Genomic DNA, 13,195 nt, shown 5'->3' with positions numbered 1-13,195 from the left:
CAACTGGCTCAACTCTTAGTTTAATGCCTTTGAAGGATTAAGAAAGGTCATTTCTAGGCAGAAAAATGAAAAAATTGACTCCTTTTTTACCATTCCACTGATAAACAATACCTTTCAACTACTTTAACCATTAAATAACATTTTATATTAAAAAAAAGCTCATATTTTTCTTTTTGAAATAAAAAAACGAGCTCATATTTTTAAAACTACTCTAATAATAACTTGTCTAAATCTAAATACTATCTAGACAAATATGTATATCTAGCGTTAAAATAATATTGTAATGAAATTTATTTCAACTCTTAATGAACAAATATAAAAAAACAAAAAAAGAAAGTGGTGAGATCATGAAAACCATTCTTTCCTCCCGAACCAAACGTCAACTAGAACTATTGGAACTGATCATGGACGCCGATTGGGTCACTTTTCCAGCAGCCTCTACAATGTTGAATGTTCCTGTGAAGACACTCAAATCAGATATTGTTGAACTTGAAACGCTGCTTGCACCAGCAACGATCGAAACATCCAAAAAATACGGACTCCGTTTGACAACCGATCTTAATTTTTGCAAAGCAACGATTTATCAAAAAGTCTTAAAAAACAGTATTGAATTTCAGCTGATCGAAAAAATTTTTTTACATAATTTTTCTACTATTATCGATTTAGCTGATAACCTGTATATCAGTATTTCTACAATCAAACGAATCGTCCAACGCGTCAATCAGCAGCTTCAATTGGAAGGCTTTACGATCAATCTGAAGAAAATGCAGTTGATTGGCGACCCACATAGCATTTGTAATTTTATGCAACGTTACTTTCAAGAACGATATGGTGTAGCAGAAAAACTGTTGACTCCTGCTCAGCTTGCTTCTTTAGATCAAGTTGGTCTACAAATCATTAAGCAAGCACTTCCAAACCGCGAATCTTATACGATGTATTTTTCTTTATTGAATCGTCTGCGGCTTTATACATATACAGTAATCAATCTTTTGAAATATAATAATGAAAATCAGCTTTATGAGGTTCCAGAAAAGGAATTTACGATCAGCACAGACACACATGCCTGCAATGAATTTTTTACTCAATTTCAACTTCCATTGTCTCCAGAGGCTCTGAATACATTTTTCTACTTATTCTTTAGCGACAATTATGTAGATTCTCTGGAATCTGTTCAGAAATTAACGAAACAAGATCATCAAGAATTTCTAAAGTATCAAAAAATCACTCACTTAATTCGCGAAATTGAAAAAAGAATGGATTGTGAATGTCATAATTTCGAAGACATCTTCTTACAATTTTATAATTTAGAATGCGTGACCCATGGACGCACCTATATCTTATATGATCAAAATAAAGAATTTTTTTCAGGCGTCAAAAATCTCTATGGTCATTTGCCGATGGAGATCATCCATTCATTGCAGGCGATTTTTTATTTAAATCCGTATAAGGAATACATGGTTTATGAAGCGATTTCTATGTTATTCACTTATTGGCCAGCCTTGCTCGATCGTCTGGAAGCTTCTACGCCAACCTTACATGCCTGTCTTTTATTTGATATCGGTATGGAATATATGCAAATGCTTTCTGAACGAATCTCCTATTATTTAAGAGGTCGTTTCTCCTGTACACCCATTCGTGTAACAACACTTGCAGATATTGAAAAATCTTTAGCTGACTATGATTGTATCATCACGAATATTCCCGAAATCCAGATAGATAGGATTCCAACCGTGATGATTCCTTTGATCCCTGATGCAAAAAGTTTTGATAAACTAATGCTAGTCTATGAAGAACATTTCAACAACGGTTAATCTATTCTGTCTATCGTTTCAATGTTTTTTATCTATGTATTTTATTGTAAAAGCATATATTCTACGGTACTATAGATTGAGATCAATGATGCAAGCTCTTCATTTGGAGCTTGTATCATTAAACATGTATATGGCGGGTGTGTATTTTGACAGAAACAAAATCTAGAAATTATGATATTTTACCTATTTTAGCGGCTTGTCTATTGATTATCTTACAGCGAGTTTTACTGTCTGCAATTGAGATTCCACAATATGGAACAACTCCCAGCAGATTTTACCTTTATTCATTTATAAAAGTTATAGCAGGAGCGGGACTAAATCTGATCCCGTTGTATATGGGGTATCATTACCAAAAAATTTACCAAAAGAACGTGTTTAGTTATTTAAGTCGATTCTTTTTACTCTATCTCTTTATCGGATTATGCAGCAATGTCTTTTTTTATGTTCGTTCCTCTGCACTAAACCTGCATGATTACTGGTTAGGGTTCTTTCCAATCAGCCAAAATTACTTTATTTATGCTGTTTCCTGCGTACTATTGTTTTGCAGTATCCCGTGGTTGAGCAAATGGCTGGAACAAGCGTCACCTAAATTGTTGAAAAACCTCTTTTTTGCTTTAACATTGCTGCTCGTCATCCTACCAACCTTATTCAGTAAGGATTTATGGGGATTTCAAGATGGGCAAAACATTGTCTGGATTTTCTATCTATTCTTTTTAGGTTATATAATCAAACAGTTCAGCTGGATCAATAAATTAAAATTTAGCGTTTTGCATCTTGTTTTAAGCGTAGTAATCCTTGGTGGGTTGATTCTGCTGATGACTCAAATTTCCTTGATCGTCAGAGGTGATGCCTCTACTGCTAATCGTTTTTCTGTCTCGTATTCTTTGTTTTCTATGTACTATACGCTCAGTCTGTTCACCTTCTTGCAATGGCTGTCGCAAAAAGTGTCTTTACGAGTAAACGGAACGATTCTTTCTACGAGCTTGATCGTTACGATCGTTCTTGCTTATTGGCCATTGATCAGTTATCGAGTGACCACCTATGAAAAGAAATCATTCCCAGCTTCCGGCAAAGCTTGGCTTTTGAATATTTTTGAGTTTGCAGGAATCTATTTACTTGCAGCGATTTTATTTACTTTAGTATGTCTTGTGTTGCAAAAAACATGGCCGTTCAAGAAAATAAACAGCTATTTAGCCTTTAATTCCTTATCTGAGCTATCTCAAAAACTTCATACTATCAAGGAATGGCTGTATAAAAAAAGAGCGATTTTCTATGTTGGGATTTTCTTTTACTTCTTTACATTCGTGCAAATCTTCTTACTAGAGAAAAAAGAGGGCTGGAAGCAAACGATTCAGGTTGCACTTAAGGTCTTTGCCCAGCGTCAATCGATTTTAATTTTAACTACATTTATTATTATGGCTTTCTTTTTGTTATTGTTATTACTTACAAACCGTTTTTGGTATGTTTTTTCGATTACGTTAGTTATCAACTTACTGCTTACGGTCTCCAGTGTACTAAAAGTCACGCTTAGAGAAGAGCCAGTTTTTCCTTCTGATTTAAAAATGCTGAATAGTATTTCTGAATTATTGGCGATGGTCAGCCCGATATTGATAGGTGCTGGAATTATTGTCGTCGTTTTCTTAACCATCTCCAGTATTATTATCCAGCGGAAATTGCAACATCGGTACGCACTTAAATTTAATTGGAAAAAAAGAGTCATTGGGATACTGACGTTGCTTGTTTTACTTTCTGGTGTCTTCTTTATTAACCATAAAAATTCACCCTCTTACCTTCTTTTCAACCTATTTAGAGTGAATAAGACATTCTTTAATCAGGGAGATGCGGTAAGGGAAAATGGGCCGATCATTCAATTCTTGAACAATATAGATATTGAGATCATGCCTGAGCCAGAAGGGTATTCTAAAGAGAAAATCGAAGAGATCATGAAGAAATATGATATAGAAGCGGAAAATATCAATAAAACAAGACATGATTGGCTAAACAACCAAACACTGATTTTGAATTTGAGCGAGAGTTTCAGTGACCCTTCACGATTGCCTAATGTCACTGTTTCAGGCAATCCGATCCCTGAGATTTCACAAATCAAAAAGGACACAACTAGCGGTCTAATGCTGTCTTCCGGCTATGGTGGTGGCACGGCAAATATCGAATGGCAAGGGTTGACTGGTTTGGACATCAGCAGTTTATCGCCAACATTAGTCACACCTTATACTCAGCTTGTCGATACCCAACAGGTCAGTCCAAGTATCACAGATCTATTCGATGAAAAAATTGCGATCCATCCTTTTACCGCATCTTTATATAAACGAAAAGAAGTATTTGAAAAGTTTGGTTTTGACCAATTTTACTACGTTGACAGCCCTGACCAATTGACTTATACAGATAAAATCGCTAGAAATAGATATATTTCAGATGAATCAGCTTATAAAGAAACACTCAAAGCATTACAAAGTAATACTGAAACGACTCAGTTTATTCAACTTTCAACCATGCAAAACCATATGCCTTATGGTGACTTTTACGATCAAAATGATTTTAGTTTTGAAGGAACTGCTGTGATCGACAGTAAGAAGCATGAATTAGTAACATTCATGCAGGGTCTGAATTATACAGATAAAGCTGTCAAAGAATTCATAGAGGAATTGGATAAGATTCAAAAACCGATCACGTTTGTCTTTTACGGCGATCATTTACCTCCTTTATACAGCGGAAATGATATGAAAAAATACGGCTTGGAACATCATGAAACAGATTACTTTATCTATAGTAATGCTTATAGTCGTGGACAGATGCAGAAGCTAAATAAAAAAGTTGTTTCACCAAATAACTTCTCTGCTTTAGCTTTTGAACAAGCCAATATCAAAGTCACACCGTTTTATGCTTTACTTACACAAGTTGCAAATGATCTTCCAGCAGCAACGATCGATCCTGTATCGAGTGTTTCAAATCGTTACAACGGGAAACAAATTTTTGTCACTGATAAAAATAAGATGATCTCTGAAAATGAATTGACTAAAGCACAAAAAGAGATTTTAGCTGATTATAATTATATCCAGTATGATCTAACTGCTGGTGAACAATATTCAGCGTCATGGGCGCAGCAGACAGTCAAAAAATAACCGAACGTTGAGCCGCTTCCCAAAAGTTAGATTTTCAGCTCTAACTTTTAGGGGGCGGCTCAAAACTCTGGGGTCTTCTTTTCAAAATAATCACTTATCTCAAAAAAATTTGTCACTACCAACAAAATTTTTTAGAGCTAACTCCACTACGAATTGCTACATTAGTTTCCAATATGTTTAAATCAAAAAGTTCAATTCCTATTTTATAAACTCAATGTTCAGCATAAAATTCTTCACGCTCTTTTGCTTCCTTAAATAGATATATTTAATTTCATCTCTCATTCCCGATTCTACTTCCACTAACGTCATAGTATGTCTTGTAAGATGAGAACCCTTGCTAAGTAAAAAATCTCGAATAAAAAAATACCTATTGAATATTTTTTATTCATAACTAGGTATTTTCGTGATCAATTTTTCATAAATCAGTGTGCTTATCACGTATAGCATCAAGCGAGATCGAAGTGTCTTACGATTGCTCGGACTGCTATACATCACTACGGAATAGCTACTCAATGATTTTAACTGGTTTGCGGACATATTGGTTACAGCAATAACCTTTGTCCCGTTACTTTCTGCACGAATCAAGATTTCGTTGATCTCACTTACTTCTCCGCTCAGCGAGAAAACAACAACAACATCCTGATCCGTACTAATTTGCGGTATGCGTTCAATTGAAAATTTATCTGAATAATCATTCGTCCATAAATCGATCAATTTTAGCTTACGATTAAATTCAGAAGCTACTTGTGAACTGGAACCTGTTCCTACACAAAAGATTCTACGTGATTGAAGCAGGCAATCACAAATTAAATCAATTTCTTTTTCATCGACAAGTTCTAAAGTTGTTAGTGTATCTTTCTTTATCCCATCTAAAATTTGAAGAAAATCAGCCTCAATCGGAAGTTCTTCTTTCTCTTCCTTCATTGAACGTACAAACGCATACTTTAATTCGTTAAATGTGGCATAATTCAGCTTTTTGCACGCTCGAATGATCGTTGCGTTTGATACATAAAGCTTATCCTTGATATCCTTTAACTTTAGATTTCCGATATCTTCAAATTTTAAGATAAAGTCAATAACCTCTTGCTCAGCCTCTGATAGTTTTTCATAGTTGGCATGAATATTTTCGTATACCTCTGTCACCTTGTCCAAATCCCTCCTTATTCAAACAATGCTCTTTAAGTGACGCTACCAACCAACACCAAAAAAGGCGGCCTAACATAATGACTATCAACAATCCATCCATTTAAGCTTATCTTATTTTAAAAAAAGTACAAGAGGTCGTTGATATTTTTTTACATTGTTTTTATAAAATGGAACCTAAACCTTCTTATCGTGACTCATTTCATACGCTTAGCCAATTGATTTTCAGAAAATAACATCAATTTTTAGCATTCTTGAAACAGCTCTGCAGATGGTCATCTACAAGTCCTGTAGCCTGCAAAAAAGCATATACAGTCGTTGTACCTAAAAATTTGAACCCCAGTTTCTTTAAATCTTTGCTAATCTTATCCGACAAGTCTGTCGTTGCCGGAACATCCTTGATATCTTTCCAATTGTTTCGAATCGGTTGATAGTCCACATATGACCAAATGAATCGATCAAAACTCCCATATTCTTTTTGAACGCGCATAAATGCTTGTGCATTGTTGATTGCCGCAGCAATTTTAAGCTTATTTCTAATGATACCAGGATCTTGCAGTAAGGAATCGATTTTCTCTTGCTGATATTCAGCAATTTTTTCATAGTCAAATTGATCAAAAGCTTGAGTCATCGTTGCTCTTTTTTTCAAAATCGTTGACCAACTCAAACCTGCCTGCATACTTTCTAAAACTAACATCTCAAAAAGCTTATGATCGTCATGCTCTGCCGTTCCCCACTCTTCATCATGATATTTTTCTTCCAGTTCACTACCATTTGCCCAGTCACAACGCTGTTTTTCCATACACTATCCCACCTTTTTTCGTTTATACTAGCATAACACGGGAACGTACGTTTGTAAATGAAATAAAAAAGTCCAGGACAAAACTAGAAAATCGTTTTGTCCCGGACTTCAATTCTTAATAAATGGTAATCAAAAGTCAGATTTTTCAGCACTCTCGCAAAAAAACTAAGCGGCTTTTATCCCATCCTCTTTCTGAGATTTATTTATCTAATCGACTTGCCGCTTCCTCGTCAAGAATCACTGTCAAATTCGGATGTAGTTGTAATACAGATGCCGGAAACTCTTCTGTTACTGGTCCTTGAAGAACTGTTTTGACCATCTCTGCTTTTTTCGCGCCATTAACGATCAAAATCAAATGTTTCACTTTTAATACACTGACAGGACCCATTGTGACAAATTCCATGCCTTTAATCATTTCGCCTGGAACAAACCACGGCTCATCACCAGTCACTTTTACTTTGTAGGTTAAATTCTCAAAGCTTGTAGTCGTTGGCATATTGCCACAGAAATGTCCATCTGCTCCTAAACCGATCATCATCGCATCTAAACCGCCATCTAGTGCTAGTCGTTTGTCTTGTTCTGCATAATTTTCTACTGTTAATGGATGAATATTTTCTTCACTGATGTTTGCAGGCGTGAAATACAATTTTCTTAAATCTGAAATAGTGATTCCTTCCGCTTGATCAGGTACAGGAATTTCATCGAAATTATAGTAGTGAACATTCGCGTAGTCTGGTGAATCCTTAACGATCTCCACCATTCTTTTATATACTCCAACAGGCGTATTTCCTGCTGTAATCGATAGATTGACACGCTTATCCTGGCTCATATGGCCCAGTAAAATATTTTTTGTTGTTTCACTCATCGCTTCAAAATCTTTTTCGATAATAATTTTCATTCGGTTCACTCCGTTTCCTTTTTATGTATTTATTGTACTTTGTGGGAACCATCCCATGTCAATGATTTTTCGAAAGATAAAAAAACGCTTTCATTCCGTTGCAGAAAAAGCAGAACATTCGACATTATAAAAATAAGGTCCTCTGTTCTGCCATATATTATTTGTAAATCACCCAAAAATTCAAGGCTTCGTTTAATAGTTCATCTGCAGTAAATTCTTTTATCGAATGTCCCTTTTCTTCTGTATCATTGGGGTCATTCACCCAAAATTTACCATTATTTGTTCCGCTAAGCACCATGATATGACCTGTTTCTGTAAATAAACCCGGTTTGACTGAAATAATCACTGGATGGTTTTGCTTTAGATGTTCCTCAACTGCAGTTATATCAGTTTCTAAATCTTGAAACTGATAGCCTTTGACCATTGCAAAATCAGAGAAAGCCGCCCAGGCAGTTCCTTCACCTTCTAAATAATAATCATTTTTTGACCAGTTCAGGATATCTTGCGGTGTTTGGTCTTTTTGATCTAGAAAGGTCGCAACCATCGCTAAAGATAAAATTGCGCAGCCATTGATTTCCAACGTATTACCATCTGGATTCCCCATTCCATAGGGTGTGGCTTTCCAACGATCATCGGTTTGCAGTAATAACTTAATTGGCATACGATTAGCATACTTTCCTTGGCTTAGACTTTCATTAACTTGTTCCACATAAGTCAATTTTTTTTCTTCTTTTGGTTTCTTTTTACTTTCACTTGTTTCGGTCGATTTCACTTCTTCGGCCGGCTTTTCATTAAACATCGCTGAAAAGCCATGTCCTTCTTCCATTGGTGCTACTTTTGCTAAGAGCGCTCCTGCAAAAGCTGTCACAGTAAGTAATGCTATTATATAAGTATTTGATTTCTTATTCTTATTTGATTTCATGGATATCTCCCTCTTTTAAGCTGAAAGTCTCTCCTAATTAAGTACTTTCAAAAACAAATCACCTAAGAGTAATCTGTACTCTTTATATTACTGAATCTAACGAAAAAATCAAGTAGCAATCCTTTTTAGAATAATGAAAGCGAACATATTTTCTTGAAATTTTTACATTTATTAGGTAGAATAGTACTATCTGAACATTCAGTGTCTGATAAACGCAGTAAATTCGTAAAGGAGGAAGAAGAATGGAAAATGACCACAAATCAACAATGAAAAGCATTTCAAAATTGATCAGCCAATCTTCCCAAAGTTTCTTTTCGGCATTTTTAGACGACGCTAAAGATAAACAACATAAAAATAAAGAGCGTGAAGAAATTCTTAAGAAATTACAGGTTGCTTCTGCTCAAAAGAGCTTAGTTGTTTTACAATTAAAAGAAGTGCCGACTTCTCAAAAATTTGAAACAGTTGCCGGATGGATCGTTTCTAAAACGATCGGTGACTCAATTATGTTGCGATTACAAGAAGATAATCAGCAAATACGGATGATCACTGTTGCTCACATCAAAAAAGTAAGTACATTGTCAAAAAATGACAATCGCCAAATAAAATAAAATGAACTGCTGGCAAAGCACTATTAGTTGCCGGCAGTTTTATTTTTTTCAAAAAATTGTCAAAATATCACTACAAAAAAATAGCAAACAAGCTATACTATAGATAGAATATTTTTTTCAGTTGTCGCTTATCACTTAACGAAGTAGGAGGAATAGTCATGTACCTTACCTTGTATAATGAGTCACACGAATCACTCATTGCTAATTACTGTTTGTCTGAACGAAAACTTCGCTATGTCCGAGAGCCCAAAATAGCAGTGAACGATTCGCAACGCTTCTCTGTTTTAGCCTTTGAAGATGAACTTTTGGTAAATTTTTTCACCTTGCATCGCTGCCCTGATGAACCACACGGGGCAAACGCTCTGATCGTAGAAGATATTTCTACAGATTATCGTCATCTACGTAAAGGCTATGCTACTAGAGCGCTTCAATTGCTTCCAGAATTTGTTAAACAGCATTTTCCAGAGGTTACTCACTTAATACTGCTAATAACTGAAGATAAAAATTTTACTCGCTCCCTATGTAAATATGCGGGCTTTGAAGACACAGGAAACACCTCACTATCAATCGGTAATGGGCAGGTTTCTTTCCAAACATCCATTTAATTCAAAGGAGAAAATAGATGCACCTTACACTAATAGATTCAGTCGATTTTTCAATCATTCAATTTCCTGTAACCTACGAGATCCCAAAATCTTTCTATGCGTTAAACACATTTAAAAGCGTTACTTACACAGATGATGAGTGTTCGATCATCGTCCCAACAGGATCGATCGATACAACCAATGCACTAGCTGTTGACCCCGAATGGTTTATTATCCAAATTACTGGCGTTTTAGATTTTTCTTTAGTGGGGATTCTCACACAGCTAGCCGATCCTCTAGCAGAAAACGGCATCTCTATTTTCGCCTTATCAACCTATAACACAGACTATCTATTGATCAAAACTAAAGATAAAAAACAAGCGGTCCAAGTCTTATCCAATTGTGGTCATACGTTCAGTAACACTCTTTGATGGGGATTCGCCGGAAAATCTGATAGAATAAAATATATAGTAAAAAACACGGATCTAAGGAGTTGACACGATGAAAAATGAGTATGATAATCCAGCTTTTTTTGAAGCCTACAGTCAAATGGACCGTTCAAAAAAAGGGCTGGAAGGCGCAGGAGAATGGCATGAACTTAAAAAATTATTGCCTGATTTTTCTGGAAAAACCGTTTTAGATTTGGGCTGCGGATATGGTTGGCACTGCCGCTACGCTGTTGCACAAGGAGCGGAAAAAGTCATTGGGATCGACCTTTCTGAAAAAATGATCAATAAAGCGGAAGAAATGACCACTTCTTCAAAAATCACTTATCAGCTAATGGGGATGGAAGAAATCGAAGGATTGAATGAACGCTTTGATATTATCATTAGTTCACTGGCGCTCCATTATGTTCGATCTTTTGATGACATCGCAAAAAAAGTGAATCAGTGTTTAAATCCAGATGGATACTTTATCTTTTCTGCTGAACACCCAATATTCACTGCTCAGGGGGCAGAGGACTGGATTTATGACCAAAATGGGCAACCGATTTATTGGCCGGTAGATCGTTACTTTGATGAAAGTATTCGCGAAACAACTTTTTTAGGCGAAACGGTCATGAAATATCATAAAACATTGACCACCTATTTAGATGGTTTACTAACAAATGGCTTTCGAATCACTCGAGTCGTTGAGCCAATGCCGGCACCTGAAATGCTGGAAGCCAGTGCAGACATGAGAAATGAACTACGCAGACCAATGATGTTACTAGTCTCTGCACAAAAAACAATGTGATGGCAAGGAGGATCGTCTAATGCACGATTTAGCGCAAACAATCATGAATGATCTAATTCCTTTTTTTGATTTGTTTATTTTAGCATTGAACGTCTTTTCGATCGCTATTTTGGTGTGGGGAGTTATTGTTGCTGGCATTGACTTCGTTAAAAGTGAGCGCACAAATAGAAACCGGATCGTTATGACACGTCAAAATAATTTTATCAAAAGTTTTTTAGGCAGTTATATCTTATTAAGCTTAGAGATACTGATTGCTGCAGATATTATTGAGTCGATCATTAAACCAACCTTTCAAGATATTTTAAAACTGGCGATTTTAGTCGTGATTCGAACCGTGATTTCTTACTTCTTGCATAAAGAGATCGAAGATGCTTTGAAAGATAAAGAAGTAGAGATAGAATCAGCAAAAAAGTGAGTCAATAAGCAGAACGTTGCAGTCGTTCTACTTATTGACCCACTTTTTATTATTTTTTGATTTTCCGAACAGCCAATTGACTCAGATACTTGCTTTGTAAAATCGTTGCTGTCACTAAGGTCATCACAATAACTGGAATCAAGCTACCTAACCACGTACTGATTATTACTGCTGCACCGATAGTCAAAAGAGTCACAAAAATCACATGGCGCAATCTTTTTTGCAGTAGCCACTGATTTTCTTTTAACCAATAATGTGTAGCAAAAATAATTCCACCATAGATCATATAAAGCATCTTGCCCACTCCTTTTTTAGCTTACGCATCAACTCTCTCAGCCACCGCTTCCTGCGACTCTTGTTCTACTTGAATCTTTTCGAACATTTTAAAGAAAGGATAGTAAATCGCTAAGGATACTGCAAAACAAACGAATACCATTACACATGCTACCCAATTCCAGTTAGAGGTAATTAGTGCTCCTAGTGGGGCCGGTATTGAAAACGGCGGCTTGACCATCATTTTTGGCATCCATCCTAACGCGGTCACTATATAGACTAAAATCGTATTCACGATCGGTACTAAAATAAATGGGATCGCTAACAAAGGATTCATCACGATCGGTGTTCCGAAGATCACTGGTTCATTGATATTAAAGATTCCAGGTAGAATCGACAATTTACCTAATTGCTTCAAATAGGTTGATTTAGAAAATAGGAATAAACATACTAATGCTAGTGTTGCACCGGTTCCACCCATTTGAGCGTACCATTGATAAAATTGCTCTGTGAAAATATTAGGTAGATGAAATGCACTGGTCCCATTTTGAAACAATTCAGCATTTTCTAAAATTGCCTGATCCCAAAACGGGCGGATAATTGGACCTAAAACGGCATGCCCGTGAATACCTAAAACCCAAAATAGACAAATCATAAATTGAGTGATGATCCCGCCAAACAAATTATTTCCAGTCAAGAAAACCTTTAAGGGTGAAATCGCCAGACTGAGCAGATCATTCAAATTAAAATCAAAGAAATGTCTAGGGATCCAAAAAATCAAAATCACTATTAATGTAGGTAACAAAGCTGCAAATGACTCTCCTACGACCGGTGGTACACCATCTGGCATTTTTATTTCCAAGTTCTTTTCTTTCGTAAAGCGATAGATCTCCACAGAGATCAATGCGGCAACGATCGCTCCAAACAGCCCTTGTGAGCCTAGCGGCGTGATCGGAATATAACGTCCACCAGCAACCGCATTGCCGGCAATATCTACTCCTTCTTGAAGATTGATCGGTACAACCATCAGTAACGTAGCCAGCATGGAAAGAAATCCACTAGTGATCTTGTCTAAATTGTACGTATTGCCCAAAAAAGAGCCGATCGTAAACGCTGCATACAAAGACATCAAGCCAACCGTAAATCGAAACGGAACATCAAGTGCTGACAAATACGGAGCGATCAATTCTGAATAGCCTGGAATCGGTAAATTCAGCAGTATTGTAAAAAATGATCCAACAATCGTTAATGGTAAAATCGAAATCAAGCCATTTCGAATCGCCTGTAGATGTCGCTGATTACCGATCGCATTTGCGATCGGCAGTAACTTCATTGCTAAACTATCAAACGTCTTCATCATAAG

General features: G+C 36.2%; 13 protein-coding genes. 7 read left to right on the top strand and 6 right to left on the bottom strand.

The features are described 5' to 3' along the window. Positions 1–347: 347 nt before the first annotated feature. Positions 348–1,811, top strand: coding sequence for a helix-turn-helix domain-containing protein (locus CC204_RS14460; protein ID WP_088271732.1), 1,464 nt, complete (start codon positions 348–350; stop codon positions 1,809–1,811). Between the two features lie 146 nt (positions 1,812–1,957). Next, the gene (locus CC204_RS14455) at positions 1,958–4,951 is read left to right on the top strand and encodes a sulfatase-like hydrolase/transferase (protein ID WP_088270813.1); all 2,994 of its coding nucleotides are present in this window, start codon (positions 1,958–1,960) and stop codon (positions 4,949–4,951) included. A 381-nt stretch (positions 4,952–5,332) separates the two neighbouring features. Here CC204_RS14455 and CC204_RS14450 read toward each other — a convergent pair whose 3' ends face one another. The 4 genes from CC204_RS14450 to CC204_RS14435 form a co-directional block, all read right to left on the bottom strand. Beyond that, on the bottom strand, positions 5,333–6,094 hold the full coding sequence (locus CC204_RS14450; protein WP_088270812.1) for a MurR/RpiR family transcriptional regulator: 762 nt from the start codon (positions 6,092–6,094) through the stop codon (positions 5,333–5,335). 238 nt (positions 6,095–6,332) lie between these two features. Next, positions 6,333–6,896: a DNA-3-methyladenine glycosylase I gene (locus CC204_RS14445; RefSeq protein WP_088270811.1), complete on the bottom strand. Its 564-nt coding sequence runs from the start codon at positions 6,894–6,896 to the stop codon at positions 6,333–6,335. 199 nt (positions 6,897–7,095) lie between these two features. Further along, complete coding sequence (locus CC204_RS14440; protein WP_088270810.1) at positions 7,096–7,794, bottom strand: glucosamine-6-phosphate deaminase; 699 nt, start codon at positions 7,792–7,794, stop codon at positions 7,096–7,098. Positions 7,795–7,951: 157 nt separating this feature from the next. Next, on the bottom strand, positions 7,952–8,716 hold the full coding sequence (locus CC204_RS14435; protein WP_088270809.1) for a C39 family peptidase: 765 nt from the start codon (positions 8,714–8,716) through the stop codon (positions 7,952–7,954). Positions 8,717–8,958: 242 nt separating this feature from the next. Between CC204_RS14435 and CC204_RS14430 the strand changes: the two genes are divergently transcribed. The 5 genes from CC204_RS14430 to CC204_RS14410 all read left to right on the top strand — a co-directional run bounded on the left by CC204_RS14430 (position 8,959) and on the right by CC204_RS14410 (position 11,559). After that, positions 8,959–9,324: a hypothetical protein gene (locus CC204_RS14430; protein ID WP_088270808.1), complete on the top strand. Its 366-nt coding sequence runs from the start codon at positions 8,959–8,961 to the stop codon at positions 9,322–9,324. Positions 9,325–9,482: 158 nt separating this feature from the next. After that, positions 9,483–9,929, top strand: coding sequence for a GNAT family N-acetyltransferase (locus CC204_RS14425; RefSeq protein ID WP_088270807.1), 447 nt, complete (start codon positions 9,483–9,485; stop codon positions 9,927–9,929). Between the two features lie 17 nt (positions 9,930–9,946). After that, positions 9,947–10,339: an ACT domain-containing protein gene (locus tag CC204_RS14420; RefSeq protein ID WP_088270806.1), complete on the top strand. Its 393-nt coding sequence runs from the start codon at positions 9,947–9,949 to the stop codon at positions 10,337–10,339. 70 nt (positions 10,340–10,409) lie between these two features. After that, a complete protein-coding gene (locus tag CC204_RS14415; protein WP_088270805.1) occupies positions 10,410–11,144 on the top strand; it encodes a class I SAM-dependent methyltransferase in 735 nt (244 codons plus the stop codon). A 19-nt stretch (positions 11,145–11,163) separates the two neighbouring features. After that, a complete protein-coding gene (locus CC204_RS14410; RefSeq protein ID WP_087640588.1) occupies positions 11,164–11,559 on the top strand; it encodes a DUF1622 domain-containing protein in 396 nt (131 codons plus the stop codon). A gap of 49 nt (positions 11,560–11,608) precedes the next feature. Here the strand turns inward: CC204_RS14410 and CC204_RS14405 are convergent, their stop codons facing one another. Together CC204_RS14405 and CC204_RS14400 are read right to left on the bottom strand one after the other, a co-directional pair. Continuing rightward, on the bottom strand, positions 11,609–11,854 hold the full coding sequence (locus CC204_RS14405; RefSeq protein ID WP_088270804.1) for a hypothetical protein: 246 nt from the start codon (positions 11,852–11,854) through the stop codon (positions 11,609–11,611). 21 nt (positions 11,855–11,875) lie between these two features. After that, a complete protein-coding gene (locus CC204_RS14400) occupies positions 11,876–13,189 on the bottom strand; it encodes a PTS sugar transporter subunit IIC (protein WP_088271731.1) in 1,314 nt (437 codons plus the stop codon). Positions 13,190–13,195: the final 6 nt, after the last annotated feature.

It is taken from the genome of Enterococcus wangshanyuanii, assembly GCF_002197645.1.
GTDB lineage: Bacteria > Bacillota > Bacilli > Lactobacillales > Enterococcaceae > Enterococcus_L > Enterococcus_L wangshanyuanii.
This window is presented reverse-complemented; position numbering and strand designations above follow the sequence as displayed.